Here is a 26,166-nt window from a genome sequence, read left to right on the forward strand (position 1 = left end):
TATTTTAATAATGCTATACTATTTAGTAAGCAGCAAACATATAATGATAGAAATGATGGTAGAGAGGGGGTTCAGCCTCTGAAGACATTACTCAGAATTGTAATTATTATTTCTATATTGCTAGCGGTCTGGTTTTACATGAGTATTACTGATACAAGTGAAAACTCTGATGCCCTTGTAGATGACGGCACGAACTCAGCGAAAGTCGATGAAGGTCTTTCAGAAGAAGCGGACGAAGACACATCGATTTCAATGCCTAAAGAGGGGCTTGGAAGCATGATCGGCAGCAGTGCAAAGGACCTTGTCAAAAAATACGGAGAACCAGCAAGAAAAGACCCATCCAATTACGAATATGAATGGTGGATATACAATCAAGATTCCTCTAAATATTTTCAGGTTGGTGTGCTCGATGATAAAGTGGTGACGATTTTTGCAATTGGACAAGATGTGAACATAGCTCCGTACAAGATTGGCGAAGAAATCGGCAATATATATGAAAAGACACCAATCGAGACAAATATCAGTTTGAATTATGAGGACTCCTCCTACCGGTTTGAGCTTTCAGAAGATGAAATTAACAACAGGCCTCTTGTGAAAATGGGCGATTATTATGTGCAGCTGTACTTTGATAAGTTTACAGGAACACTCTCAAGCGTCCGTTATATGGATGCACGAACATTGCTTCAAATCAGGCCGTATGAGCTTGTATACAGAGGAGAGCTTTTGGAAGCAGATTTGGTAGTGAAGGAAAATGAAGCTGTTGAGGATGGAAATGAACGTCAAATATTAGATATTACGAATGTTATTAGAAGCAGGTTTAATTTAGGGAAGGTTCAATGGGATGAAGACACAGCAACAGTAGCTTTAGGTCATAGTGTAGATATGTATGATACGAAGAATTTTTCCCATACATCTGATAAATATGGCGACCTGGAGGAACGGCTCAAGACAGGAGATGTTTTTTATCAGCTTGCAGGGGAAAATATAGCAGCGGGATACACAGATGCAGCTGCTGTTATGGAAGGCTGGCTGAACAGCAAGGGGCACAGGGAATGCCTCTTGAATGAAAGCTTCACCCATTTAGGTGTAGGAGTATATAATAAATACTACACGCAAAACTTTATTGAAAAATGGTAAAAGGTTAACTGCAGCACTTTTATTGCTAAGAATCCACTTAACAATAAAAGTGCTTTTTTATGCCCAATTTTCTTTTGCCAACTAGGCACCTTTTAAGGAAGTTAACATATAGTAAGGTAGGCAAATTCAGCGTAATAGAGGTGAAAAAAGCATGTCAGGTAAACAACTTCATCCTTCAGTCCAACAATTTAAAGAGTTTGTGAAAGAGAATCCCCACATTATTCAAGAGGTGAGAAGTGGCGAAGCAACATGGCAGCAGTTATTTGAAGATTGGTACTTGCTGGGAGAAGAAGACGCTCGCTGGAGCAGTGAGCAAAATACAGGGCAAAGTACAGAAAAAACCGAAGAGACAGGAACAAATACAAGTAAATCATTATGGATGTCTTCTATTATGGATTCCATAAAAAATATGGATCAAAATCAGCTGCAAGGCTATATCGCTAATATCAACCAAGCGCTTGGTACAATTCAAGGTGTCATTGCGCAGTTTTCTCCAAACAGCAGCCCCTCTCAAGAGGCCAGCAAAGGTAAAGTGCAACAGCCGACAGGTCCTTTTGCATTTAGAAAAGATTAAGGAGGCAAATCTTTGAGGAAAAACGTGAAAGAGTACTTAGAGGAAAACAGGGAATTGCAGCAATTTATCCGGGAACAGCCGCTTTGGTACAGACAATTAAGCAGAAATCCAGGTGAATTACAGAGTTTTGAAGTTGCTTCATTACATTATTATAAAAAGACTATTCCTCATCATGTGGAGAAGTTTTCCAATGGTGTCCAAATGGCCTCGATGATGGTCGGGATGTTCCAAGCAATGAACTCACAATCGTGATGGTAAATTTTCGGCACTCTGTGTGAGTAAAAAGGGAAGCAGCAGCGAATACTAAACGAAAAGAATTCATGTTAGGGAGCTGTTCCTTATGAAAAAAATTCTAATGTTTTGTATTCCTGCTTTATTCCTTTTGAATGGCTGCAACAATGACGTTCCAGATCCTCAAGTGAAGGAGGAAGGACAAGCAGCAATGAATTCAGGAAGTGAAACAGCATTAGCATCAGCATACGTTCAGAGTCAAGATATTACCGTGCATTACCTCATTAAGGGTAATAATGTTTATATTGATTGTAAAGCACCATCTCTTTCTTTTCGCGAAGACAGTGGCAAGGAAACAGGGAAAATTATATTAGAAATGGACGGCAAGACTGTAGGGGAATACCAAAGCGCCGCATTTGTTGTCAGGAATGTAGAAAGCGGCCAGCACCAAGCTCTTCTTAAAATTATTAATAACAAAGGGATAAATTTGTTTCAAAAAGAATTTACCGTGACAATCAACTAAGTCCTGTTATGGCAGGTTTATGTACAGCTGTTTTCGTAACAGATTGCTTTCTTTTCTCGTATTTATCAGTTAAAATGAGAATTGGAGGTGAGCTAATCGTGCTTGCTACAACTGAAATGCTTATGTTACAAGAAGAGGCAGAGTCCATAGCGGAAATGATATTGGAATCAGATGTGGCAGAACAATATCGTATGCGCATGGCAAACCTTATAACTGATAAAGAAACACAGGGGAAAATCATTTCTTTTAATGAAATGAAAGAACTGTACGAAGAAGTGCAGCGCTTCGGCAAATATCATCCTGAGTATAAGAGAGTTATGATGGAAATCAGACAGCTCAAAAGGGATATGGATATGGACGAGAATGTTGCTGCATTTAAGATAGCAGAAAATAATCTGCAAAAATTGCTCGATGAGGTCAGTGTTATCATCGGAAGATCTGTTTCTGAATTCGTAAAGGTACCAACAGGAAACCCATTCTTCGATGAGCTTTCCGGCTGCAGCGGAGGCTGCGGAAGCGGAGGCAGCTGCAGCTGTTCGGCATAAATGATAGAAGGCGATGATGATTGCTTCATCGCCTTTTTTATGGATTAATGAAGGCGGAACCTTTCTAAAATTTACATAATTCATATGAATTTTTTTATTGCTATGCTAGAATATAAAAAAATAGAAGCGGGGGAATATCATGCTAGGGCAGAGACAAGGCATCATCGTGTACCTTTATTCGTTGAAGCAGGCGAAAATGCTGCGCAGATATGGAAATGTCCACTATATTTCCAAACGATTAAAGTATGTTGTGCTATATACTAATTTAACGGAAACAGAAGCTCTAATGGAAAAGTTAAACTCCTTTTCATTTGTGAAAAAAGTAGAGCCTTCGTATAAACCGTTTTTAAAAATGGAATTTGAAAATTCTAAACCGGACAAAGCAAAAGAATATGATTATAAGATGGGCATATAAAAAAACTAAGAATACATCTTGGTTTTTTTATTTTGAAAAAAAAAACCTGCAAGCTATTTGCTTGCAGGCTCCTTCTATATCCTCTTACAGGAAAGAAGGTAAAGGGAGAGGAGAAACCGGAGGAAGAACTTATGGGGAAACGTAAGTCTTCTCCGCGGTTGGCAACAACATCCTCGAATAGATGTTGTTAATTACAGTATTGCCAAGGAAGCGCACCTTATACATCAAAGTTTGCTTTTTTGTGAAAAATTAAAAACAGCTTGAGATTTGTGTGTGCCGATATCTGATTCTTTATAGAAGTGTAAATGAGTGTTGGAATCCCGGGAATGTTTATGATAGGATAGTCAATGATAAACTATCAACTAATAAATCAGTGGTGATGTATGATGAGAGTCGTTTCAGGAACGAATAAAGGCATTTCATTAAAGGCGGTGCCTGGCAATTCGACAAGACCGACTACGGATAAAGTGAAAGAAGCAATCTTCAATATGATTGGCCCGTATTTTGAAGGCGGAATTGGTCTCGACCTGTTTGCCGGCAGTGGTGGATTAGGGATTGAGGCGTTAAGCAGGGGGCTTGAAAAGGTCATTTTTGTTGATAAGGATGGAAAAGCTATACATACAGTTAAGACGAATATCGCTGCTTGCAAATTGGAAGCTAAAGCAGAGGTTTATCGCAATGAAGCAGACAGGGCGCTTAAAGCGCTAATAAAAAGAGATGTAGTTTTTGATTACATATTTTTAGACCCGCCTTATAAAAAACAGCAATTGGAGAAATTAGTCCTGATTATTAATGAAGAGGGCCTCCTTGCTGATGATGGTGTAATAGTTTGCGAACATGGTTCAGAAGTAGCACTCCCGGAAAAAATCGGCAGTTTTCAGCAAATTAAATATGAAAAGTATGGAATCATTGCTGTATCGATTTATTCAAAACAAACAGATATGGAGGAAAATGCATAAATGGCTAGTATTGCAGTATGTCCTGGCAGTTTTGATCCAATCACAAATGGTCATATCGACATTATTAAAAGAGGGGCAAAAGTTTTTGATCAAGTTTATGTTTGTGTTTTAAACAACTCATCGAAAAAGCCGTTTTTTTCTGTGCAGGAAAGACTTGAGTTAATAAAGGAAGTAACAAAGGACATTCCTAATGTAACTGTCTCCTCTTATGAAGGTCTTCTTATTGAATATGCGAAAAGTGTCAATGCAACTGCCATCATTCGCGGCCTTCGTGCTGTTTCTGATTTTGAGTATGAGATGCAGATCACATCTATGAACAGAGTCTTATCAGATGAAATTGAAACTTTTTTTGTGATGACAAATAACCAATATTCATTTTTGAGCTCTAGTATTGTGAAAGAGGTCAGTAAATACGATGGAGATATATCTGAACTCGTACCGCCATCGGTTGAGAGTGCGTTAAAGGAAAAATTTCGTCAGTTAAAAAGTACAGATAAAAAGGGATTGTGAAGATTTTTCACAATCCCTTTTTTGTTAAACTGTCCGTTTCTTTCCTGGAAGCCGGAAGAAAAGGATGACAACATAAACGGACAAGCAAATAATGGTAAATGTCGGACCTATCTCCATCCATTTTTGCGTAGCTTGGCTAATCCATCCCTGGTCTTCTAAAAACGCGGGCATCGCAAACGCTGGTTTATCATCATTAAGGAAATTCGCGCTGAAAACATCCCAGAACAAATACGTGTAAATACTTGCAAAAATAGCTTGCAGAATTCGTGCGAAGAAGAACGGCTTAAAACCAATATCTGTTTGTGCTAAGATACTTGCAACCTGTGCTTGCACACTCAATCCGCAAAAGCCAAGAATCATGCTTGTCACAATTGCTTGTTGCATTAAAGTGCTCGATTCTACTCCGCTTGTTAATTTACTTCCCAGCGTAATCTCGAAAATCCCGGCAATAAATGGGATAGACAAAGCGGTGGAGAAGGAAAAAAGCTCAAAGAATTTATCTATGAACCCAGCCAAAAGGGAAGTTACCTGTAAGTGAAACAGCAAGCGATTAATAACAGAAAAAAGAATGATGAACCCGCCTACCATTAATAGAGACTGTATGGAAGATGTTACAGCATCACCTAGCAGCTTTCCTAATGGACGCTTATCCTTCAAGCGGGTGTGATGAAGTTCCCGCAATGCACGCTTCAAAGAAGGAACTTTGCTGCTCTTTTTATCTTTCGGAATCTTTTCATCTACTCCGTAAAATCTCATACAAAGACCGACAGTAAAATTCGCTAAGTAATGGGCTCCTGCCAGCAGAAATCCAAGCTTCGGATTATGAAAGAAAGCAGCAGAAACGGCGCCGATAATGAACATCGGGTTAGAAGCATTTGAAAAGGAGACGAGCCTTTCAGCTTCAACCTTCGTAACTTGCTTTTCTTCTCTTAACCTGGCTGTTAATTTTGCTCCTGTAGGGAAGCCGGATACCATCCCCATCGCCCATACAAACCCGCCGACACCTGGAACTTTAAAAAGTGGGCGCATTACCGGTTCTAGTAAAACCCCTAAAAATCGAACAACTCCAAATCCGATTAAAACTTCAGATAAAATGAGAAAAGGAAGCAATGATGGAAAGACGATTGTCCACCATGTGTTTAGACCGTCCTTGGATGCTTCGACTGCTGTTGCAGGGAATGTAACTAGTGCAAAAGCTAAAAAAGATGCAGTGCCAGCTAGAATTATGGTTTTCACTTTCGAACGATACAAGAATATATTCCCTCCCCTTTATAAAACATCTATTTCAAACTCGTCCTTTTAGCCCTCTACCAAACAATATACTCATAAGCAGAAAAAAAAGACCATAAGATTACTATGACCAAATTAAATAATTGGAGGGTTTTCCTTTAATGAATAGACCGAAGATTGGATTAGCACTTGGTTCCGGCGGTGCCAGAGGGTTTGCGCATATCGGCGTCATCAAAATATTAAAAGAGGCCAATATTCCGATAGATTATATCGCAGGAAGCAGCATTGGAGCGATAGTTGCTTCCCTTTATGCGGCAGGCTCAGATATTGACAGACTTTATTTCATCTCTAAATTTTTTAAACGAAAATATTATCTTGATTTCACACTCCCGAGAATGGGTTTTATAGCAGGAAACAAAGTGAAAGAGCTTATTCATTTGTTTACGTATGGAAAAAATATTGAAGATTTGGATTTCCCTATTGCGATTGTCGCAACAGATTTGTCGTTGGGAGAAAAGGTTGTCTTTAAAAAGGGACCGATTGCAGAGGCTGTCAGGGCAAGCATTTCGATTCCAGGCATTTTTGTGCCGGAAAAAATGGACGGGCGGCTTCTAGTGGACGGAGGAGTAATCGACAGGATTCCTGTTTCTGTCGTGAAAGAAATGGGGGCAGACTTAGTGATTGCCGTTGATGTAGCAAATGTAGGCAATGATGCCGAGATAAGCTCTATATACGATGTCATCATGCGCAGTATTGACATTATGCAGCGGGAGCTTGTTAATTATCGGGAAGAGGCGAGTGATTTTATGATAAGGCCCCAAGTTGAAATGTTTAACAGCAAGGCTTTTACCGATTTAGAGAAAATAATTGAAAGAGGAGAAGCGGAGGCAAGACTGCATACAGCTAACATAAAAAAAGCGATAGCAAAATGGAAAAGAGAAAAAAAGGAATGACCTGTTTTTACTTGGTCATTCCTTTTTTTTATTCATCTACCATGATAGGAACATGACTGTATTCCATCGCTAATAGCTCCTTCTGGTTTGCAGGGTGTGCACCCAGTGCATAAATAGATGCTGCTCGTATGTCTAAGTCAATTTGATGATGTTGTATGGAAGAAAGCTTGCTGATAAGTGGGAGTTTAAGTGTCTTTTTGTGCTTCTTCAAATAAGCTCTCCCTAGTTTTGTGCTGCCTAACAGTCGCAAGTATGCAGGTGTGTCGTTCTTTTGTATTTCCCCTTTTGTTGTGTTTGTCAGAATATGGACACATATTCGCTGGAGCCTTGTCCAAGTGTAGCGTTTCGTTTTCAACAAGGACATGAACTCCTGAAAGGAATCTGCTTTTTGACAAATCGCCAAAATTCGGTTCTCAATACCTTCCTCCACTTCATAAATCGTTTGCAGTTCACTAGGTGACATTTGTATAAGCCTAAACTTAAGATATGGCCAGTAATTTTCCCATTGATGAAAAATAGAGAAGGTTTGTTTGTAGTCTTCTAAGATCTTCAGAGTAGTGGTATTCACGTAGGGTGCAATCGTTTGAACGCTATGTTTTTCCAAAATTTCCTTGCGGATGCTCGTAGCGCTGGCAATAGTCTCGGAACTAAAATATGAATCATGATAATTTGCTTTAATCCGCGGAATTGTATAAAGACCCATCTGCAAGCCTTTTGACATTACTGCTTTTACATACTCAAAGCCCAAAATATTGTTTGGCAATGTTAAGTCGGCAATATTATCCTCACCTGTTGTTAAATCCGTAAAGGCAAGTGACATTGCTTTTGGATAACTGCAGCCTTCCTGCAGATGCTGCTTGATCCTTTCAGCGAATAAAGCATTCTTGCTAGTCAAGATATGGTATGCATTCATAAATTCATTAATTTTTCCAGACTCGCTGCCAAAGCAAACAGCATGACAGTGTAAACTGTCCAACAACTGTACTGCTCCTTGTGCAAAAATGGTTGCATGTTGTACGCTAAACGCATAGGGAAGTTCAATGACAAGATCAGCACCGCCAGAAATCGCCATCTCTGCTCTGTGCCATTTGGAAACTAATGCAGGTTCGCCCCGCTGCAGGAATGGTCCACTCATAACTGCTATGACAATATCTGCATCTGATAATTCCTTTGCTTTTTGGATATGATGTAAATGTCCATTATGAAATGGATTATATTCGACAATTATCCCAACAGCTTTCATTTCAAATCTCCTTACAAGTTTCTTTCAAGAATGATTGGCATTGCTTTCGTAACTATATCGATTAAAGCTCAATTTCTTATCCTAGAATACATGATAAAGAAACGATAAGCAAAGCTTATAAAGCAAGGATTCTTTTTGCGAAAAAAGGTGCAGCCATAATATTTGCAATTCCGTCTATTCGAGGTAGAATAGATACAGTGCTATTGCATTAGAATTGCAAACCCATCATGCTTTTAAGTATAAAAGGGAAAAGCAAAGATAGTGTAAAGAAAAAATATTGACAAATAATTATATGAAAGCTATAATTACCTTTGTTGCCTTGGGGTGATATATATGAAATGGACGTTAAGCCAGTTACAAAAATACCGAAGTAAGGGACTATCTATTGATGAAACAATCAACGCAGATGGAATTAAGGAAGTTGATTCCTCCATCAGGCGTGTATCTCCTATGCATATTACAGGAAGAACAGATATTGATTCAAAGAAAGTGACTTTTCATTTAAAAATACAAGGTCATTTAGTATTACCTTGCTCTCGTACTTTAGTAGACGTGGATTATCCAATTAATGTAGAAACGACTGAAACTTTCCTTTTGAATGTTCCGGATTATGAAACAGGAGAAGAGGAAGTTCATCAAGTAAAGGGCGATGTAATTGACTTATTGCCAATTATAGAAGAAATACTTTTACTTGAAGTACCAATGCAAGTCTTCTGTGAAGACAGTACAGAAGAGGGTGCTCCTCAATCCGGTAAGGACTGGGAAGTTATCCATGAGCAAGAGAAGAAGGAGAAAGTTGATCCTCGGCTTGCAGGACTTGCGAAATTTTTTGAAAATGAGTAAAGCTCCTTGCTTTATGCTTGGACAAACAAGAAAACCTGAGAATGGATTGTATCTGCTCTCAAGACTTTCTTAATACTCTTTAAGGAGGTGGGAAGAATGGCTGTACCTTTTAGAAGAACATCTAAAACTGCAAAAAGAAAACGTCGTACACATTTTAAATTACAAGTGCCTGGTATGGTAGAATGCCCTAACTGTGGTGAAATGAAACTTGCTCACCGCGTATGTAGCGCTTGCGGAACATACAAAGGTAAAGAAGTTGTAAGCAACTAATTTTCCTTTGAAAAAAGCACCGGACAAATAGTCCGGTGCTTTTTTTTGTGCTTAAGTTAATCTTAGGAGAAAAAAGCACTTAGTTATTTGTATAATAGAGGTATTAAATAGTAGTGACGAAGGAGGCAGCTTTGGCGTGATTGTGGTCAGTTCCTGTTTAGCAGGGTTGAAGGTAAGATATAACGGGTCGCATAGTCTTAATGAAAAGATTAAAGAGCTGATTGACAAAAAAGAGGCGATTGCCGTTTGTCCAGAATTGCTGGGAGGTTTTCAGACACCAAGAGAGCCCTGTGAAATTAAAGGCGGCAATGGCTATGATGTGCTCGATGGTCATGCAATTGTAATAGATAAAAGTGGGAATGATGTTACAGATTTATATGTAGATGGTGCCTTTAAAACACTGGCTGTTGTGAAGCAGCTGCAGGCGAGTACAGTCGTTCTTAAAGAGTCTAGCCCATCTTGTGGTAGCAGCTATATATACAATGGTAATTTTGAAGGGATACAGCATGAGGGAGCAGGAATTACAACAGCGCTATTAAGAAGGGCAGGAATTAAAGTTATATCAGAGAACGAACTCGCAAAAGCGTTGCTGTGATAGACTAGCTTTTTAGAAAATTTCAGAGTAGATTCTTTGTGAAATGCAGGTTTAGGCCAATAACTAGTCTAGTTAAGACAAGTCTTGTTTTGTTCTAGTGTGATTTTAAATATTTTTTTTCTAAAAGACTAAATATCAGTCTATCTTTTCTAGTATACGCATATGTATGAATAAAAAACACTAGGAGGGATTTAGCTGATGTCAACAACAAGACAAGATGCTTGGTCAAAAGATGAAGATATACTGCTAGCAGAAGTAGTACTCCGTTTAATTAGAGAAGGTGGAACACAGCTTCAAGCGTTCGAGGAAGTAGGAAAGCTATTAACAAGAACAAGTGCAGCATGCGGATTCCGCTGGAATTCATATGTGCGCAAACAATATAAATCAGCTATTGAATTAGCAAAGAGCCAAAGAAAGCAGTTAAAAAAAGGTTTTGTTCTTGTGGAAGAGCCAGTGGAAGAAGTTTCTTTCATAGGCGGTCAGCCAGAGCCTGTTGAAACGAAAAACTTTGAAGAAATTTTAGAATATTTAAAAGATATATATCAAAAATCTTTACAGCTTGAAGAACATCATAAGCTTGATAATGCAGCTGTTAAAGAGACTGCTGAACTTGAAGCAAAAATTAGTGAGCTGCACAATGAGAACCAAAAGCTCCAAAAGGAATTGCAAACAATGGATGAAGCCTATAAAGCGCTTGTTGATTTGATGGAAAAGGCTCGTAAAATGGTTGTATTTAAAGAAGAAGAAAAACAACAAAACGCTTAACAAAAGCAACATGGTCTTGCCCCCTTGAACCTTTCTTTGCAAAAGGATTCAAGGGGGCTTTTTCGTCTAAACGGATATATCGCCCTATAAAATTTTTCATTCATAATTATTTTTTCTGATCATATGGAACTGTTTTTGCTTTACACCTTTTATATTTATAGGTACTTTGGTCTTAATTGCTACTAATTTAGCTGGAAAATGTTAAGATGGTACTACAGAATAATAAAGAATACAGGGGAAAAGGTGTTGAAATGAAAATAAGCATTATCGGCGGTGGGGCTATTGGCTTGCTTTGTGCAGCTTATTTAGCACCAAAACATGATGTAACCGTATTTGTCCGCACACAAAGCCAAAAAGCACAATTAAGGGAAAAGGGACTGACCCTCTTTTTGGCGAATAAAGAAGAACAGCATCATTTTACGGTAGAATTATTTGAAAATTGGGATGGAGCAGGAGATCTGTCCATCATAACTGTTAAGCAGTATCAGCTTTTGCCTGTGATGAAAAAAGTGACGGAACTGTCATCCGAAATCAGAGGGCTTTTGTTTCTGCAAAATGGAATGGCTCACCTGGAAGCACTAAATAGTTTGGCAGTGGAAGAATTATATGTTGGGATTGTAGAGCATGGTGTGATGAAGCTCGACAGCACTTCTATTAGACACACCGGAATCGGGGCGATTCAAATTGCTAGTCTACCATTTAAAGACCAAGTCCGTTTGAATCTGACAGGCACTATTCTAGAGCAGGACAGTATTCCAGGATTTTTGGTGCAGATTCAGCCAGACCCGATATGGATGATGCAAAAAAAACTGGTAGTAAACTGTTTGGTTAATACATTGACAAGCATTTTGGAAGTGACTAATGGCCAGCTACTCGAAAATCCTCACTATAAACGACTTCTAGCACCTTTTTTAGCAGAGATAACGGATACCTTCGGCTGGAATGAACAAAAAAAAGAGACATGCAAACAGTACGTTTGGAAGGTTATTAAGCAGACAGCTGCAAATAAGTCTTCTATGCTGAAGGACATAGAGGCAGGGAGAGAGACAGAAATTGATGCTATCTTAGGGTATGTGTTGAAGATTGCTGCACAGACAAATAAACATCTGCCGTTATGCGCTGCCTATTATGCCATGCTAAAAGGCAAAGAGCAGGAAAGGAAAGGGGGGATATAATGTTTCAATTTACGTCTGCAGTCATTAGTTTTTTCGTTGCATTCCCAGTTATTTGCTATCTTTTAATATTTATCCTCAGTAAACAAATGACGAAAAAACATAAATTATCTGTACATATTGCGTTAGATATAAGCACGCTCTTTTTTATCATTTCTGTCCATTTTTTAATTATATCTATTTGGGGAAAGTCCATGCTGTCTTATATATTGTTAGTGATCCTTTTTATTGGTGTCTTCATTGTGATCCTTCATTGGAAAGTGAAACAAGAAATTATTTATAAGAAAGTCTTCCGAGGATTTTGGAGAATTAACTTTCTGCTCTTTTTTTGTGCCTATCTTTTTTTAATGGCATACGGACTCGTCTACTATGTAATGAAACAGTTTGGCATATAGCTAATGAGCATATCTGAAAGAAAAAGACAATTTTTAAGCAAAGTCTTTTTCTTTTTTTTAAAGAGAATGCTATACTCTCTATGTATGTAAAGTATAGGTTATTTTCTTTAAGCAATATAATAATCACGGACGACATAAAATAATAAATAAAAATGAAAACTTTTTTGATGAGAAAGGAAGTACATAAATGGAGATGGTAAATCTCTCGTTGCCAGCGGGGAATCAGTTTGTGACAGATTATTTATCACAGGACGATAAAGTGAAAGGTTTTTATCATTATAATCATGGTGATAAAGATAGTTATTTTCAAAGGGTGAAGGAACTGGAGAAGAGACAGTTCATGAGAAATGAATTAGCTGATCATATTGCTGGTTATATGAGAGCTTTTCCGCAATCAGAGAAAGTCCAGCAAAATATCGCCAATTTAAGAAAGGACAACAGTGTTGTTGTCATTGGTGGACAACAGGCTGGTATACTTACAGGCCCGCTCTATTCTGTACATAAAATCATCAGCATCATTCTCCTTGCAGAAAAAAAGGGTAGTGAGCTTGGAATACCTGTAGTTCCTGTATTTTGGATTGCTGGTGAAGATCATGATTATTTGGAAGTAAACCATGTATTTGTGCCTGGAGCAGAGAAAATGGAAAGAAAAACATTCCCGCAAAGGGTAGTGGAAAAGAAGATGGCTTCCGATATTGAGCTCGATAAAGAAATTTGTTATGCATGGGCAGAGAAGCTAATCAAGGCTGATGGCGAAACAGAGCATTCAAAAGAGCTCTTGGTATTAGTGAAAGAGGCAGTTGATGCATCCCATACTTTTGTTGACCTGTTCAGCTATTTAGTGATGCACTTATTCCAGGAGTTTGGTTTACTGATTGTTGATTCAGGTGATAAAGCATTACGTGTTCTCGAAAAAGAAATTTTCTTAAACCAAATAGACCAGTTTAAAGAAATAGGAGAAGCTGTTCAAAAACAGCAAACGATTGTTAAAGAAAGCGGCTATTCTACAGTTATTGAAATGAGTGATAATCCTGTCAACTTGTTCTATTATGATGAAGAAAATTCAGAGAGAATACTGCTTACATATGATGAAGAAAAAAGTCTGTTTGTCGGTAAAGACCAGACAGTACATTTTACGTTAGAGGAATTAAAGGAAATCGCAAGTGAATTCCCTCATAAGCTTAGCAATAATGTGGTGACAAGACCAATCATGCAGGACCTTCTTTTCCCGACACTTGCGTTTATTGGCGGTCCTGGGGAAATCGCTTATTGGGGCGAACTGAAGCAGGCTTTTGAACAAATGAATATTAAAATGCCGCCAATTGTACCGCGTCTAAATATCACCTTGCTTGAGAGATGTGTGGAAGCTGATATGGAAGAGCTTGGTTTAACGCTCGCAGATGTATTACAGTCAGGCACAGAGGAAGCATGCAACTCGTTCCTTGCAGCTGTTAGCAATGATAAGGTGGATGATCTTATTGTTCAGCTGAAATCCGACATTGCCAATAAATACAAGGATTTGCAAAGTGAAATGGAAAAAACCATGAAAGGCATGCTGCCATTGCTTCAAAAGAATGAGAATCTCCTGCTTAATCAAGTGGATTTCCTCGCTAAAAAGGTGGAAATGGACCTAAAGACGAAGCATGAGGTGATTTTAAATAAGTATGCACGAATTGAACGATGTATCAGGCCAGACGGGATACCGCAAGAGCGTGTATGGAATATTTTCTACTTTTTGAATCACTTTGGTCTTCATTTCCTTGAAGATGTACTGAAGCTGCCGATGGAGTTTGACGGCAGCCACAAGGTTGTTAAATTGTAATATTTGTAGCTGTCCTGTTAAAAAGGGCAGCTTTTTTTGCGTTTATCAGGCAAAATCAAACATTTTTCCTCAAATGTTCAGTAAAACAGCCGAAATAAAAGGCGAAACCGCAAAATTTGCTTATAAAAATACAGGGATATCTCTTGCAGGAAATGCATAATACAGATAGAATTTATGTATCAGTGGTGGAAAGTGGGGGAATGTGGTACATTGAGGTTAGAAAGTGGGGGTTGCAGGTATGTTTATGGGCGAATATCATCATAATGTTGACGCCAAAGGTCGTTTGATCGTACCTGCGAAATTTAGGGACCATTTAGGGGAAACCTTTATACTAACCCGCGGACTTGATCAATGTTTATTCGGTTACCCGCTCTCAGAATGGGAGATAATAGAAGAGAAGCTGAAGGCGCTGCCTTTAACGAAAAAGGACGCTCGGGCTTTTACACGTTTTTTCTTTTCTGGAGCCACAGAATGCGAGCTCGATAAACAAGGGCGCATTAATATTGCTTCCCCGCTTGTGCAGTATGCAAAGCTGGAAAAGGAATGCATAATTTTAGGTGTATCCAATCGCATCGAAATCTGGAGTAAATCACTCTGGGAAGAATATTTTTCAGAATCTGAGGATTCTTTTGCAGAAATTGCAGAAAATATGATTGGCTTTGATATTTAAAAATGGTTTTTAGAATAATCTATAGACAGGTGGACAACATGTTTAAACATACTACAGTATTGCTGAATGAGGCCGTTGACGGCTTAAATATACAACCAGATGGCATTTATGTCGACTGTACGCTTGGTGGAGCAGGACATAGTGAACTGATTCTATCCAAACTATCTGACAAAGGCAGACTGATTGCTTTTGACCAAGATGAGACAGCTATCATGAATGCAGAGAAAAAACTTGAACCCTATAAGGACAAGCTGACAATCGTCAAAAGCAACTTCAGCAATTTAAAGGAAGAAATACATAATCTTGGAATTACAGGTGTGGATGGGGTGCTTTACGATTTAGGTGTTTCCTCACCTCAGCTAGATACACCAGAAAGAGGCTTCAGCTATCACCATGATGCCCCTCTCGATATGAGAATGGACAGTGATGCAGATATATCTGCATACGAAGTTGTTAATAATTGGAAGTATGAAGATTTAGTGAGAATCTTTTTCCGTTATGGGGAAGAGAAATTTTCAAAGCAAATCGCCCGCAAGATTGAAGCGGCAAGGGAAACAAAGCCTGTAGAAACGACTGGGGAGCTTGTTGAATTAATTAAAGACGCAATTCCAGCACCTGCAAGACGAAAAGGCGGACATCCGGCAAAAAGAGTATTCCAAGCCATCAGAATTGCTGTAAATGATGAATTGGGTGTTTTTGAAGACTCCATTGGACAAGCTATTTCATTGTTAAATAAGGGCGGAAGAATAAGTGTCATTACCTTCCATTCCCTTGAAGATAGAATTTGCAAGGCTGCATTTAAAAAGGCGAGCGATTTACCTGACTTACCGCCAGGTTTGCCAATCATTCCTGATGAGTTTCAGCCAGAGTTAAAGCTAATCACTAGGAAACCGATTGTTCCGTCTGAAGAAGAGCTTGAAGAAAATAACAGAGCAAGATCTGCGAAGCTTCGCATTGCAGAGAAATTATAAAAACTTTAGGAGGTATACAAATGAGCAATTTAGCGCGAAAGCTGCAGCAGGAACAGTTTCAGCAAGAAGAAAAACAAACATTTAAAAAGGTAATAAAGCAAACTAAATCATTATTATCTCCTGGAGAAAAACTGCTTGGAATTGCTTTCGTTGCATTGCTGTGCATTGGCGGTGTGAAGATTGTCAGCAACCAAGCAGAGATTTATCAAGTGAACAAGGATATCCAAGTTGCCGAAGGCTCGATTTCTAAGCTTGAGAAGTCCAATAAGGAATTGGATATTGAAGTGAAGGATTTGAGCAGCTTTGAAAGAATTAGGGAAGTGGCAGAAAAACTTGGCCTTGATTTTAGCAAAGATAATGTAAAGGTTGTGCAATAAAAAATGATTCGAAAGCAGCAGAATATTAACCTTGGAGCAGCCATCTTGTTTTTATTTTTCTGTCTGCTCTTTTTTATTTTAATCGTCCGGTTTGCCGTCATTCAATCAACAGGGAAAGTCTCTGGTGAGGTGCTGGCAAAAGAAGCTGAAAAAAAATACAGCTCCTCTATGGTATTAGAAGCGTCGAGAGGGACGATTTATGACAGAAATAAAGATGTGATTGCAGAGGATGCGTCATCCTATAAGCTTGTAGCAGTTACAGACAGTTCTTTGAGCAAGAATGATACTGAAAATCCAATTCATGTGGCTGATCCAGAAAAAACGGCTAAAGAGCTTGCTAAATATATTGATATGGAAGAATCAGAGATATATAGAATCTTGACAAAAGAAGGAGCTAAGCAGGTAGAATTCGGATCTGCAGGTAAAAATCTTTCTTATGAAACAAAGAAGAAAATTGAAGACTTAAAGCTTCCTGGTGTTCTCATAGTGGAAGGGAAAAAACGCTTCTATCCTAATGGAACATTTGCTTCCCACGTCATCGGGTATGTAGAGGAAAAGGAAGATGAGGCAACAGGTAAATATACAGCTACAGGAAAACTGGGCATTGAAGAGAGCTTGAATAATCTTCTCACAGGTAAAGACGGTTACTTAAATTATAAGCGGGATATTTGGGGATATATACTGCCAGATTCAGAGGAAGATATAACACCTGCTCAGAACGGTGATGACGTCTATTTGACATTGGATAAAAAAATTCAATCCTTCCTAGAAGATACGATGTCGAAGGTGCAGGAGAAGTATAATCCGAAAAAGATGATTGCGATTGTGGCAAATCCAAAAACTGGTGAAATTTTAGCTATGAGCCAGCGGCCTAGCTTTGACCCGGAAACATTGGAAGGAATCAATGCTACTTGGCATAATGAAGCAATCGAAACTTCCTATGAGCCTGGGTCAACGATGAAAATCTTCACATTGGCAGCGGCGATTGAAGAGGGCAAGTTTGATGCAAACGCAAAATATCAATCAGGTTCATACAAAGTAACAAAAAATTCGCAGACAATCCATGACCATAATGGAAGCGGCTGGGGATCAATAACTTATTTAGAAGGAGTTCAGCGCTCATCTAATGTGGCCTTTGCAAAAATTGCGAAAGAACAGCTTGGCTTTGAAAAGCTGCGAGAGTACATCACAAACTTTGGACTTGACCAAAAAACAGGGATTGACTTGCCGCATGAAGCGAACAGCTCGATTGCCTTTACTTGGCCTGTTGAGAAAATTACAACTGCATATGGACAAGGAACAGCCTTGACTCCTATTCAGCAAATCCAAGCGGTAACTGCCATTGCCAATGACGGCAAAATGGTCAAGCCACATGTAATTGACAAGATTGTTGATCCGAATACGAATAAAGTGGTAAAACAAGTGAAAACAGAGGTTGTCGGAACTCCTATTTCAGCAGCTACAGCAAAAGAAGTTCGCGACATTTTAGAAACAGTAGTGACAGATCCTAAAGGGACAGGCTATAAAAAATATAATGTTGATGGGTACAGTGTTGCCGGTAAAACGGGCACGGCCTCCATTCCGAAAGCAGGCGGCGGCTATTTAACAGGAAGCAGCAATTATGTTTTCTCCTTTTTAGGAATGGCGCCGAAGGACGACCCAGAACTTGTTATGTATGTGGCAGTTCAGCAGCCTGAATTGAAAGAAACACAAACAGGTTCTGACCCTGTTGCTGAAATCTTTACATCTGTTATGAAGAGCAGCCTTCAATATATGGAGATTCAGCCTACTGCTGACAGTTCCCTGCAAACAGTTGATGTCCCAGATCTTGCTGGTATGAGCACATCTGTAGCGGAAAAAGAACTGAAGAAATCTGGTTTAGAACTGGTAGTAACAGGTGAAGGTAGCACGATTACAGACCAGCTCCCTGCTGCAGGGGAAAGTTATCTCGAAGGAGAAAAAATTGTCGTGAAGACAGACGGAAAAGGAACTGTGCCAGATATGATTGGCTGGTCATTGCGAGATATACTAAAAGTGACAGACTTGCAGTCCTTAAAGCTGAAAACGAACGGCAACGGCTATGCGACAAAGCAAAGCATAAAAGCAGGTAAAACAGTCAAGGAAAATGATACATTAACGATACAATTGAAAAAACCAGAATAAAAAATAAGGTCCGCATGCAGCGGGCCTTATTTTTTTGTAAAGGGATGGTAAATGCCTGCAACTTCTATAGTCTTTGATTCTAAACAGAGGTGTACAAGCATATATTGGAACGAGCCATAGAAAAAGGAGGTTCTAAATGGATGCGGGTTTCAAACGTAACCGTTCGTAAGCGGTTGACGATTGCTTTAATTGTAGGCATTGCTATTTTTTTTATCATTGACTTGAGACTTGGGTATGTGCAATTTTTTCTTGGGGATGAATTGACAAGCAAAGCGAAAAGCTTATGGAGCAGACAAATTTCCTTTGAGCCGGAACGAGGCGAAATTGTTGACAGGAACGGTGTTGCATTAGCGACAAATATCAGTGCTCCAACCGTGTATGTTGTTCCACGGCAATTAAAGGACCCAGCAGATGCTGCTGAAAAGCTTGCGGCAGTCCTAGAAGCGGACAAGGAGAAGATATATAAAGAGTTAATTCAAAAAGAAATGAGTGTCAGATTGCCTGAGGGCAGAAAGATTTCTCACGAAAAGGCAAAAAAGGTAAGAGCGTTAGATATTGACGGTGTGTATATAGGAGAGGATTCTAAAAGGTCTTATCCTTACGGAAACTACTTGTCACATGTTTTAGGATTTGCAGGGATAGATAATCAAGGCTTAATAGGTCTTGAACTGGAATATGATGATGAATTAAAAGGCTCGAAGGGGTCTGTGCAATATTATTCTGATGCTAAAGGGCAGAGGATGAATGATATGGCAGATGATTACGAAGCCCCTGTTAACGGAAACGACTTGAAGCTGACAATTGACACGAGAGTGCAGACAATTATAGAGCGGGAGCTGGATATCGCCGAACAGACTTACAATCCAGACAGCATAATCGCCATTGCGATGAATCCGAATACAGGTGAAATTATGGGGATGTCAAGCAGACCTGGCTTTGACCCGGCAGATTTCCGTAATGTTTCATCAGAGGTTTTTAACCGAAACTTGCCGATTTGGAGCGCATATGAGCCGGGATCGACATTCAAAATTATTACCCTTGCTGCAGCCTTAGAAGAAGGCAAGGTAGACTTGGAAAAAGACACATTTACAGACCCAGGTTATGCTGATGTCGATGGAACGAAGCTGAAATGCTGGAAGCGCGGCGGGCACGGTGCACAAACCTTTTTAGAAGTTGTCCAAAACTCCTGTAACCCTGGATTTGTATCGTTAGGGCAAGAGCTGGGTAAGGATACTTTGTTTAAATATATTCGCAGCTTCGGATTTGGCGAAAAAACCGGAATTGATCTTCAGGGAGAATCGAAAGGTATCCTTTTTAACTTAGATAGGGTCGGACCTGTTGAGCTTGCGACAACTGCCTTTGGACAAGGTGTTGCTGTAACGCCTATCCAGCAGGTGACAGCATTATCAGCAGCCATCAATGGTGGCACATTGTACACGCCATATGTGGCAAGCGAGCTGATTGACCCAAACACAGGTGAAGTCATTATGAAGAAGGAGCCAGTTGCAAAAAGGAAGGTAATATCCGAAGATACTTCGAAAAAAATCAGGGAAGCGCTGGAAAGCGTCGTTGCCCAAGGCTCAGGGGGGAAAGCCTTTGTAGATGGGTACCGTGTCGGCGGGAAGACAGGAACAGCCCAAAAAGCTTCTGGCGGAAAATATTTAGAGAATAACTTTATTGTTTCCTTTATCGGTTTCGCACCAGCAGACGATCCTGAGCTTGTCGTGTATGTGGCGGTCGATAATCCGAAAGGTACAGTCCAATTTGGTGGAGTAGTAGCAGCTCCGATTGTAGGAAGCATCATGGGTGACAGCCTTCGCGCACTTGGAGTGAAGGAAAGGAAGGATCAGCTGGAAAAAGAATATAAATATCCAGAAAATCCTTTAATCGAAGTTCCAGATTTAGTAGGCCTGACGAAAAAAGAAATCAGTGAAGTTTTCCTTAACCTCAAGATTGAGCCGAGCGGAAGCGGAGACACTGTTATCAAGCAGTCGCCAGAGCCGGGAACAAAGGTAAAAGACGGCTCAACCATTCGTTTATACTATAATAATTAACCACACCTTTTAAGATAAAGGCGGCACAATCGCCGCCTTTATTTTTCATTATTACGGAGAAAAAACCGAACACGATGGCACAATTCCTTTTTATCATGTAAAATATAAACGCTAAGAAAAAATGCATTTTCTAACATTGGTCATGCATTTGATATAATATTAGTATTTATGAATAAAATGAGTACATATGGATTTATTAGAAAAGAGGATTTGAATCATGCAGTTAAAACAATTATTAAAAAGCTTAGGGCCATATGCTTTATATAATGGAACAGATGCAGAAATCACTTCAATTGAAAATGATAACCGCAAAGTGGGTCAAGGCAGCTTGTTCATCTGCATCAAAGGATTTACTGTCGATGGACATGATTTTGCTCATAAGGCTTATGAGGCAGGTGCCGCTGCTATCCTTGCAGAAAGAGAATTAGCGGAAGACTTTGACATACCGGTCATTATTGTGAAGGACACAAAAAGGGCGAGCAGCATTCTTGCTGACGCGTTCTATGGTCATCCAACACAAAAGCTAAAGCTTATCGGCATAACAGGAACAAATGGCAAAACAACAACAAGCCATCTGATTGAGACAATCCTGCAAAAGGCTAATAGACGTACAGGTATCATTGGAACAATGTATACAAAAATAGACAATGAAATTCAGGAAACAAAAAACACTACACCAGAAGCAGTAACTTTACAAAAGATTTTTCATCAAATGACAGAAAAACAGGTGGATACTGCCGTGATGGAAGTTTCTTCCCATGCCTTATATGAAGGCAGGGTGTTTGGCTGCGATTATGATGTGGCAGTGTTTACGAACTTGTCACAGGATCATCTAGATTTCCATGGCACGATGGATGAATACAGAAGAGCAAAAGGCTTGTTATTCACAAGGCTGGGCAATGTTTATTCAACAAAACATCCGAAATATGCTGTTTTGAACAAGGATGATGCTGCAAGTGAAGAATATGAAAAACTGACAGCAGCAATTGTCGTTACGTATGGAATTGACAAAGATGCAGACATCATGGCGAAGGATATACATATCGATGCAGGTGGAACGAAGTTTGAATTAATAACACCTGCAGGAAGCTATGCCGTTTCCCTGCAAATGGTCGGCAAATTTAGTGTATATAATGCTTTAGCGAGTATTGCAGCAGCGTTTGTGAGCGGCATTCCAATGGAAACGGCTATTTCCGCCCTTGAATCAGTAAAGGGTGTGTCAGGCAGATTTGAGACAGTTGATGCAGGTCAGGATTTTTCTGTTATCGTCGACTATTCTCATACACCAGACAGTCTTGAAAATGCCCTTGTAACCATTAAAGAGTTTGCAAAAGGTGATATTCATGTTGTTGTCGGCTGCGGCGGTGACAGAGATAAAACGAAGCGTCCTTTAATGGCAGAGATAGCGTGCAGATATGCCGACCATGCTATATTTACAAGCGACAACCCAAGAAGCGAGGACCCGCTTGAAATATTGAAAGACATGGTTTCAGGCGTTCCTGGCAAGGAATATAACGTCATTGCCGACAGAAAAGAAGCTATTGATCATGCGGTTAAGACTGCAAAAGCAAATGATGTTATTTTAATTGCAGGTAAAGGGCATGAAACGTATCAGCAAATAGGAGCACAAACTTTTGACTTTGATGACCGCCTTGTAGCGAAAGAGGCGATATTAGGAGTGAAAAAATGACACTGTCCTATAAAACTATTCTGCAGGCAATTCCTGATGCGAAAGGATACGCAAATGAAGAGATAAACTTTTTGACGGTTTCTTTTTTCAGTGATGAACAGCAGACTAAAGGACTGTTTGCGCCCTTGTATGGCAAAGAGTCCGGGGATTTGTCCACAGCAATTGCAAATGGTGCAATAGGAGCAATATGGGACAAAGAAGAAGAAATACCATCCTATACACCAAATCATTTTCCAATATTCTATACAAATGATATAAAGAAAGGCTTATACAAAATGATCGAACTATATGAACAAAACTTAAATGGACAACAACAAGCTAAATTTATTTATGCAAAAGACAAAAGCGCGAAGGCCTTGGAAACATACGACGGAGCTGTAATCAAAAATGTGCTTGGCGCTGTGAAAGGAGGGGAATGAACATGATGGAGAAAGTTATCTTTTTTACAATAATATTAGGGTTTTTAATAACGGTTCTTACTTCACCAGTTTTTATTCCCTTCTTGAGAAGGCTGAAATTCGGACAAAGCATTAGAGAGGAAGGCCCAAAATCCCATCAGAAGAAATCAGGGACGCCAACAATGGGCGGTCTGATGATTTTATTATCTGTTGTCGTAACAACACTCGTAATGACTTATAAGTTTACAGAGCCGACTATGAAAACATACATGCTCCTTTTTGTTATGTTAGGATTCGGATTGCTTGGCTTCTTGGATGATTTTATTAAAGTTGTGATGAAAAGGAATTTAGGATTAACTTCCAGACAAAAGCTTTTAGGTCAAATTGTTATTTCCGTTATTTTCTATTTTGTGCTGATGCAAAATGATTTCTCAACAAGCATCAATATTCCGCTGATTGATAAATCATTTGATCTCGGTTGGTTTTATGTTATATTCATCGTCTTCTGGCTTGTAGGTTTTTCAAATGCAATCAACCTTACAGACGGTTTAGACGGACTAGTGTCCGGAACCTCTGCCATAAGCTTTGGTGCGTTTGCGGTACTTGCATGGAGCCAGTCACAGTTTGAAATCAGCATTTTTTCTGTGGCAATTGTCGGTGCTGTTTTAGGCTTTTTAGTATTCAATGCCCATCCTGCGAAGGTATTTATGGGAGATACAGGTTCATTAGCTTTAGGAGGAGCAATTGCGGCAATCGCTATTTTAACGAAGCTGGAAATTTTGCTTATTCTAATCGGGGGAGTCTTTGTTATCGAAACATTGTCAGTTATCCTTCAAGTAATTTCCTTTAAGTCAACAGGAAGAAGGATTTTCCGAATGAGCCCGCTTCACCATCATTATGAGCTTGTAGGCTGGTCAGAATGGCGCGTTGTTGTGACATTCTGGAGTGTAGGATTGCTGTTTGCAGTATTAGGAATTTATATTGAGGTGTGGTTATAAAAATGAAACATATCACTGATTATCATCATAAAAAGGTACTTGTATTAGGTCTTGCGAAAAGTGGCGTTAGCGCTGCTTCTCTTTTGCATAAATTAGGGGCGTTTGTGACTGTGAACGACAGCAAGCCACTTGGAGAAAATCCTGAGGCGCAAGAATTGCTGGAGCAGGGGATTACGGTTATATGCGGCAGTCACCCTGTGGAGCTATTAGAGGAAGGATTTCAATTAATTGTGAAAAATCCTGGTATTCCATACTATAACCCAATGGTTGAAAGAGCTGTAGAAAAAGGGATTCCTATCATTACAGAAGTGGAGCTTGCTTATAAGGTTTCTGAGGCTCCTTTTCTTGCGATTACTGGTTCAAATGGCAAGACAACGACAACTACCCTATTGTTTGAGATGCTTGAGGCTGCCAGCAAAAAGCCACTGATTGCGGGGAATATTGGAACTGTTGCTGCAGATGTCGCACAAAAAGCAGAAGCCGACAATCAAATTGTTATTGAGCTTTCATCATTCCAGCTGATGGGGATTGATCAATTCAAGCCGAAAGTCGCGATTATTACGAATATTTATGATGCCCATCTGGATTACCATGGCACTAGGGATGAGTATGCAAAAGCGAAGGGTAATATTACAAACAACCAGGATGAGCATGATTACCTTATTGTCAATGTGGAGCAAGAAGTGGTAATGGATATTGCCCGCAGAAGCAAAGCAACCATCATTCCTTTTTCAACAGCAAAGCCCCTTGAATTCGGAGCATTTGTAAAAGATGGTTCTATTTACTTCCATGATGAAAAAGTGATTGAGGTTAAGGATATCGTATTGCCTGGCGCTCATAATTTGGAAAACATTTTGTCTGCCATTGCGGCAGCGAAGCTGACTGGTGTTGACAATAACAGCATTCACCGTGTATTGAGCTCATTCAAAGGGGTAAAACACAGATTGCAGTTCATTGATGAGATCCAAGGGAGACGCTTTTATAATGATTCAAAAGCAACGAATATCCTTGCGACGGAAAATGCGCTTGCAGCGTTTACGGCACCGACCATTCTTCTTGCTGGAGGCTTAGACAGAGGCAATGAGTTTGATGAGCTCATTCCGTCCCTTAAAAATGTCAAGGCGATGATTACGTTTGGCCAAACTGCTGAAAAACTGGAGCGAATTGCCAAAGAGGCAGGAATAAAAACTATCCAACGTGTCGATAATGTGGACAAAGCTGTACCGGCTGCTTTCCAGCTATCTGAGGAAGGCGATGTTATCCTTCTGTCACCAGCATGTGCAAGCTGGGATCAATACAAAACTTTTGAAGTCAGAGGAGACATTTTTATTGAAGCGGTGCATAAGCTTAAATAAGGGCTTGTTTACATCCATCGTTTCAAATTAGGAAAATGATGATTAAGGTGATTTTATCACTTTAAAAGGGATAGGAATGTCACCCTTCATTCTAAAGTCCGATGCAAGCCCTAATACTTGCAACTCGAGGTGTGGAAAAGGTGCCGACAAAAAAAACAACTCCCGACATATTCCTTATTATCATCACGTTTACATTACTGGCGATAGGACTGATCATGGTGTACAGTGCAAGTGCTGTATGGGCAGATTACAAGTTTGATGATTCTTTCTTCTTTGCAAAAAGACAGATGCTTTTTGCCGGAGTCGGGATTGTCGCCATGTTTTTCATCATGAATATCGACTATTGGACTTGGAGAACATGGGCGAAAATTATCGTTATTGTATGTTTTGTTCTGTTAGTATTTGTACTTATACCGGGAATTGGGAATGTCCGTAATGGATCGCGCAGCTGGATTGGAGTGGGAGCATTCTCCATTCAGCCATCAGAATTTATGAAGATGGCGATGATTGCTTTCCTAGCAAAATTTCTGTCAGAAAATCAGAAAAAGATTACTTCCTTTAAAAAGGGGCTTGTGCCAGCATTAGGCATTGTATTTTTAGCGTTTGGGATGATTATGCTTCAGCCTGATTTAGGGACAGGCACCGTCATGGTTGGGACAAGTGTTGTGATGATTTTTATCGCTGGTGCAAGAATACGGCATTTCGTGTTTCTCGGTTTGATTGGACTAGCCGGCTTTGTCGGACTGGTTGCCTCAGCGCCGTACCGGATAAAAAGGATAACTTCTTTCCTTGATCCGTGGTCAGACCCTCTTGGAAGCGGCTTTCAAATCATTCAGTCTTTATACGCGATAGGACCAGGAGGATTGTTTGGCCTAGGGCTTGGAGAAAGCAGACAAAAATTCTTTTACTTGCCAGAGCCGCAAACGGACTTTATTTTTGCGATTCTTTCAGAAGAGCTTGGATTCATTGGAGGCTCTTTGATCCTGCTGCTGTTTTCCTTACTGCTGTGGAGAGGCATTAGGATTGCCCTCGGAGCACAAGATTTGTTTGGAAGCTTGCTAGCTGTAGGAATTATCGCAATGGTTGCCATTCAAGTTATGATCAATATCGGAGTTGTAACAGGCTTAATGCCAGTTACTGGGATTACACTGCCGTTCTTAAGCTATGGCGGATCTTCCTTGACATTAATGCTTGTGGCAATAGGGGTTTTATTGAATGTGAGTCGCTATTCGAGATATTAAATAAAGAGAAGCAGCATTACACGGAGAGGATGGCTTAAAGCCTTCCTTTTTTTATGCGTTCAGCAGG

At 39.7% G+C, this 26,166-nt stretch carries 28 protein-coding genes; 26 read left to right on the forward strand and 2 right to left on the reverse strand.

All coding sequences use genetic code 11. The annotated features are described in order from the left end of the window. The first annotated feature begins 78 nt into the window (after positions 1-78). From MKX82_RS06585 to coaD, 8 genes are all read left to right on the forward strand, one after another. Positions 79-1,137: a CAP domain-containing protein gene (locus tag MKX82_RS06585; protein ID WP_445738840.1), complete on the forward strand. Its 1,059-nt coding sequence runs from the start codon at positions 79-81 to the stop codon at positions 1,135-1,137. Between the two features lie 151 nt (positions 1,138-1,288). Then, positions 1,289-1,711, forward strand: a complete 423-nt coding sequence (locus MKX82_RS06590; protein ID WP_233314528.1) for a YlbD family protein — start codon at positions 1,289-1,291, stop codon at positions 1,709-1,711. Between the two features lie 12 nt (positions 1,712-1,723). After that, on the forward strand, positions 1,724-1,963 hold the full coding sequence (locus MKX82_RS06595; RefSeq protein WP_233314527.1) for a YlbE-like family protein: 240 nt from the start codon (positions 1,724-1,726) through the stop codon (positions 1,961-1,963). A gap of 88 nt (positions 1,964-2,051) precedes the next feature. Beyond that, positions 2,052-2,465, forward strand: a complete 414-nt coding sequence (locus MKX82_RS06600; RefSeq protein ID WP_341075866.1) for a hypothetical protein — start codon at positions 2,052-2,054, stop codon at positions 2,463-2,465. Positions 2,466-2,563: 98 nt separating this feature from the next. Further along, a complete protein-coding gene (locus MKX82_RS06605) occupies positions 2,564-3,010 on the forward strand; it encodes a YlbF family regulator (RefSeq protein WP_233314524.1) in 447 nt (148 codons plus the stop codon). A gap of 139 nt (positions 3,011-3,149) precedes the next feature. Continuing rightward, complete coding sequence (locus tag MKX82_RS06610; protein WP_233314523.1) at positions 3,150-3,425, forward strand: YlbG family protein; 276 nt, start codon at positions 3,150-3,152, stop codon at positions 3,423-3,425. A 386-nt stretch (positions 3,426-3,811) separates the two neighbouring features. Continuing rightward, entirely contained in the window at positions 3,812-4,384 is a 573-nt protein-coding gene (gene rsmD / locus MKX82_RS06615) for a 16S rRNA (guanine(966)-N(2))-methyltransferase RsmD (RefSeq protein WP_233314790.1), read from the forward strand. Then, on the forward strand, positions 4,385-4,894 hold the full coding sequence (gene coaD, locus MKX82_RS06620) for a pantetheine-phosphate adenylyltransferase (protein WP_233314522.1): 510 nt from the start codon (positions 4,385-4,387) through the stop codon (positions 4,892-4,894). A 24-nt stretch (positions 4,895-4,918) separates the two neighbouring features. Here coaD and ylbJ read toward each other — a convergent pair whose 3' ends face one another. Then, the gene (gene ylbJ / locus MKX82_RS06625) at positions 4,919-6,145 is read right to left on the reverse strand and encodes a sporulation integral membrane protein YlbJ (protein ID WP_341075869.1); all 1,227 of its coding nucleotides are present in this window, start codon (positions 6,143-6,145) and stop codon (positions 4,919-4,921) included. Between the two features lie 140 nt (positions 6,146-6,285). On the opposite strand from ylbJ, the gene MKX82_RS06630 reads away from it, so the two are divergent. Further along, positions 6,286-7,077 (forward strand): patatin-like phospholipase family protein, encoded by a 792-nt coding sequence (locus MKX82_RS06630; protein ID WP_341075870.1) that lies wholly within the window; start codon positions 6,286-6,288, stop codon positions 7,075-7,077. A gap of 28 nt (positions 7,078-7,105) precedes the next feature. Here MKX82_RS06630 and MKX82_RS06635 read toward each other — a convergent pair whose 3' ends face one another. Next, positions 7,106-8,320 (reverse strand): nucleotidyltransferase, encoded by a 1,215-nt coding sequence (locus MKX82_RS06635; RefSeq protein ID WP_341075872.1) that lies wholly within the window; start codon positions 8,318-8,320, stop codon positions 7,106-7,108. 333 nt (positions 8,321-8,653) lie between these two features. Here MKX82_RS06635 and MKX82_RS06640 point away from each other — a divergent pair, with 333 nt between their 5' ends. The 17 genes from MKX82_RS06640 to spoVE all read left to right on the forward strand — a co-directional run bounded on the left by MKX82_RS06640 (position 8,654) and on the right by spoVE (position 26,099). Then, the gene (locus MKX82_RS06640) at positions 8,654-9,163 is read left to right on the forward strand and encodes a YceD family protein (protein WP_233314518.1); all 510 of its coding nucleotides are present in this window, start codon (positions 8,654-8,656) and stop codon (positions 9,161-9,163) included. A 96-nt stretch (positions 9,164-9,259) separates the two neighbouring features. Beyond that, the gene (rpmF, locus tag MKX82_RS06645; RefSeq protein WP_016200993.1) at positions 9,260-9,433 is read left to right on the forward strand and encodes a 50S ribosomal protein L32; all 174 of its coding nucleotides are present in this window, start codon (positions 9,260-9,262) and stop codon (positions 9,431-9,433) included. A 136-nt stretch (positions 9,434-9,569) separates the two neighbouring features. Next, the gene (locus tag MKX82_RS06650) at positions 9,570-10,028 is read left to right on the forward strand and encodes a DUF523 domain-containing protein (RefSeq protein WP_233314517.1); all 459 of its coding nucleotides are present in this window, start codon (positions 9,570-9,572) and stop codon (positions 10,026-10,028) included. A 198-nt stretch (positions 10,029-10,226) separates the two neighbouring features. Continuing rightward, a complete protein-coding gene (locus MKX82_RS06655; protein WP_233314515.1) occupies positions 10,227-10,793 on the forward strand; it encodes an RsfA family transcriptional regulator in 567 nt (188 codons plus the stop codon). Positions 10,794-11,044: 251 nt separating this feature from the next. Next, positions 11,045-11,968 (forward strand): 2-dehydropantoate 2-reductase, encoded by a 924-nt coding sequence (locus tag MKX82_RS06660; RefSeq protein WP_341075906.1) that lies wholly within the window; start codon positions 11,045-11,047, stop codon positions 11,966-11,968. Then, a complete protein-coding gene (locus MKX82_RS06665; RefSeq protein ID WP_233314513.1) occupies positions 11,968-12,360 on the forward strand; it encodes a DUF3397 domain-containing protein in 393 nt (130 codons plus the stop codon). Before MKX82_RS06660 ends, MKX82_RS06665 begins: the two co-directional genes overlap by 1 nt. A gap of 187 nt (positions 12,361-12,547) precedes the next feature. Then, complete coding sequence (bshC, locus tag MKX82_RS06670; RefSeq protein WP_233314512.1) at positions 12,548-14,182, forward strand: bacillithiol biosynthesis cysteine-adding enzyme BshC; 1,635 nt, start codon at positions 12,548-12,550, stop codon at positions 14,180-14,182. A gap of 238 nt (positions 14,183-14,420) precedes the next feature. Then, complete coding sequence (gene mraZ / locus MKX82_RS06675; RefSeq protein WP_233314511.1) at positions 14,421-14,852, forward strand: division/cell wall cluster transcriptional repressor MraZ; 432 nt, start codon at positions 14,421-14,423, stop codon at positions 14,850-14,852. Positions 14,853-14,890: 38 nt separating this feature from the next. Continuing rightward, on the forward strand, positions 14,891-15,823 hold the full coding sequence (gene rsmH, locus MKX82_RS06680; protein WP_233314510.1) for a 16S rRNA (cytosine(1402)-N(4))-methyltransferase RsmH: 933 nt from the start codon (positions 14,891-14,893) through the stop codon (positions 15,821-15,823). Positions 15,824-15,843: 20 nt separating this feature from the next. Beyond that, positions 15,844-16,200 (forward strand): cell division protein FtsL, encoded by a 357-nt coding sequence (gene ftsL, locus MKX82_RS06685; RefSeq protein WP_233314509.1) that lies wholly within the window; start codon positions 15,844-15,846, stop codon positions 16,198-16,200. Between the two features lie 3 nt (positions 16,201-16,203). After that, on the forward strand, positions 16,204-18,363 hold the full coding sequence (locus MKX82_RS06690) for a penicillin-binding protein (protein WP_237941161.1): 2,160 nt from the start codon (positions 16,204-16,206) through the stop codon (positions 18,361-18,363). A gap of 140 nt (positions 18,364-18,503) precedes the next feature. Continuing rightward, positions 18,504-20,417 carry a stage V sporulation protein D gene (locus tag MKX82_RS06695; RefSeq protein ID WP_237941162.1) on the forward strand — a complete coding sequence of 638 codons (1,914 nt, stop codon included), beginning with the start codon at positions 18,504-18,506 and terminating at the stop codon, positions 20,415-20,417. A gap of 217 nt (positions 20,418-20,634) precedes the next feature. Beyond that, the gene (locus MKX82_RS06700; RefSeq protein ID WP_233314503.1) at positions 20,635-22,107 is read left to right on the forward strand and encodes a UDP-N-acetylmuramoyl-L-alanyl-D-glutamate--2,6-diaminopimelate ligase; all 1,473 of its coding nucleotides are present in this window, start codon (positions 20,635-20,637) and stop codon (positions 22,105-22,107) included. After that, positions 22,104-22,526: a hypothetical protein gene (locus MKX82_RS06705; protein ID WP_233314501.1), complete on the forward strand. Its 423-nt coding sequence runs from the start codon at positions 22,104-22,106 to the stop codon at positions 22,524-22,526. Before MKX82_RS06700 ends, MKX82_RS06705 begins: the two co-directional genes overlap by 4 nt. A gap of 2 nt (positions 22,527-22,528) precedes the next feature. Beyond that, the gene (mraY, locus tag MKX82_RS06710; RefSeq protein ID WP_341075919.1) at positions 22,529-23,503 is read left to right on the forward strand and encodes a phospho-N-acetylmuramoyl-pentapeptide-transferase; all 975 of its coding nucleotides are present in this window, start codon (positions 22,529-22,531) and stop codon (positions 23,501-23,503) included. 2 nt (positions 23,504-23,505) lie between these two features. Next, the gene (murD, locus tag MKX82_RS06715) at positions 23,506-24,858 is read left to right on the forward strand and encodes a UDP-N-acetylmuramoyl-L-alanine--D-glutamate ligase (RefSeq protein ID WP_233314499.1); all 1,353 of its coding nucleotides are present in this window, start codon (positions 23,506-23,508) and stop codon (positions 24,856-24,858) included. Between the two features lie 140 nt (positions 24,859-24,998). Next, complete coding sequence (gene spoVE, locus MKX82_RS06720) at positions 24,999-26,099, forward strand: stage V sporulation protein E (protein WP_233314498.1); 1,101 nt, start codon at positions 24,999-25,001, stop codon at positions 26,097-26,099. Positions 26,100-26,166: the final 67 nt, after the last annotated feature.

This window comes from Niallia sp. FSL R7-0271 (assembly GCF_038005785.1).
Lineage (GTDB): Bacteria > Bacillota > Bacilli > Bacillales > Cytobacillaceae > Niallia.

What these genes read in the sequence shown, in the direction of transcription:
- MKX82_RS06705 (WP_233314501.1), top strand. Translation starts at nt 22,104, where the DNA reads ATGACACTGTCCTATAAAACTATTCTGCAGGCAATTCCTGATGCGAAA.
- ftsL (WP_233314509.1), top strand. Translation starts at nt 15,844, where the DNA reads ATGAGCAATTTAGCGCGAAAGCTGCAGCAGGAACAGTTTCAGCAAGAA.
- MKX82_RS06700 (WP_233314503.1), top strand. Translation starts at nt 20,635, where the DNA reads ATGCAGTTAAAACAATTATTAAAAAGCTTAGGGCCATATGCTTTATAT.
- MKX82_RS06630 (WP_341075870.1), top strand. Translation starts at nt 6,286, where the DNA reads ATGAATAGACCGAAGATTGGATTAGCACTTGGTTCCGGCGGTGCCAGA.
- MKX82_RS06655 (WP_233314515.1), top strand. Translation starts at nt 10,227, where the DNA reads ATGTCAACAACAAGACAAGATGCTTGGTCAAAAGATGAAGATATACTG.
- MKX82_RS06635 (WP_341075872.1), bottom strand. Translation starts at nt 8,320, where the DNA reads ATGAAAGCTGTTGGGATAATTGTCGAATATAATCCATTTCATAATGGA.
- MKX82_RS06640 (WP_233314518.1), top strand. Translation starts at nt 8,654, where the DNA reads ATGAAATGGACGTTAAGCCAGTTACAAAAATACCGAAGTAAGGGACTA.
- coaD (WP_233314522.1), top strand. Translation starts at nt 4,385, where the DNA reads ATGGCTAGTATTGCAGTATGTCCTGGCAGTTTTGATCCAATCACAAAT.
- MKX82_RS06590 (WP_233314528.1), top strand. Translation starts at nt 1,289, where the DNA reads ATGTCAGGTAAACAACTTCATCCTTCAGTCCAACAATTTAAAGAGTTT.
- MKX82_RS06610 (WP_233314523.1), top strand. Translation starts at nt 3,150, where the DNA reads ATGCTAGGGCAGAGACAAGGCATCATCGTGTACCTTTATTCGTTGAAG.
- murD (WP_233314499.1), top strand. Translation starts at nt 23,506, where the DNA reads ATGAAACATATCACTGATTATCATCATAAAAAGGTACTTGTATTAGGT.
- MKX82_RS06690 (WP_237941161.1), top strand. Translation starts at nt 16,204, where the DNA reads ATGATTCGAAAGCAGCAGAATATTAACCTTGGAGCAGCCATCTTGTTT.
- rsmD (WP_233314790.1), top strand. Translation starts at nt 3,812, where the DNA reads ATGAGAGTCGTTTCAGGAACGAATAAAGGCATTTCATTAAAGGCGGTG.
- MKX82_RS06695 (WP_237941162.1), top strand. Translation starts at nt 18,504, where the DNA reads ATGCGGGTTTCAAACGTAACCGTTCGTAAGCGGTTGACGATTGCTTTA.
- MKX82_RS06600 (WP_341075866.1), top strand. Translation starts at nt 2,052, where the DNA reads ATGAAAAAAATTCTAATGTTTTGTATTCCTGCTTTATTCCTTTTGAAT.
- MKX82_RS06665 (WP_233314513.1), top strand. Translation starts at nt 11,968, where the DNA reads ATGTTTCAATTTACGTCTGCAGTCATTAGTTTTTTCGTTGCATTCCCA.
- rpmF (WP_016200993.1), top strand. Translation starts at nt 9,260, where the DNA reads ATGGCTGTACCTTTTAGAAGAACATCTAAAACTGCAAAAAGAAAACGT.
- bshC (WP_233314512.1), top strand. Translation starts at nt 12,548, where the DNA reads ATGGAGATGGTAAATCTCTCGTTGCCAGCGGGGAATCAGTTTGTGACA.
- mraZ (WP_233314511.1), top strand. Translation starts at nt 14,421, where the DNA reads ATGTTTATGGGCGAATATCATCATAATGTTGACGCCAAAGGTCGTTTG.
- mraY (WP_341075919.1), top strand. Translation starts at nt 22,529, where the DNA reads ATGATGGAGAAAGTTATCTTTTTTACAATAATATTAGGGTTTTTAATA.
- MKX82_RS06660 (WP_341075906.1), top strand. Translation starts at nt 11,045, where the DNA reads ATGAAAATAAGCATTATCGGCGGTGGGGCTATTGGCTTGCTTTGTGCA.
- rsmH (WP_233314510.1), top strand. Translation starts at nt 14,891, where the DNA reads ATGTTTAAACATACTACAGTATTGCTGAATGAGGCCGTTGACGGCTTA.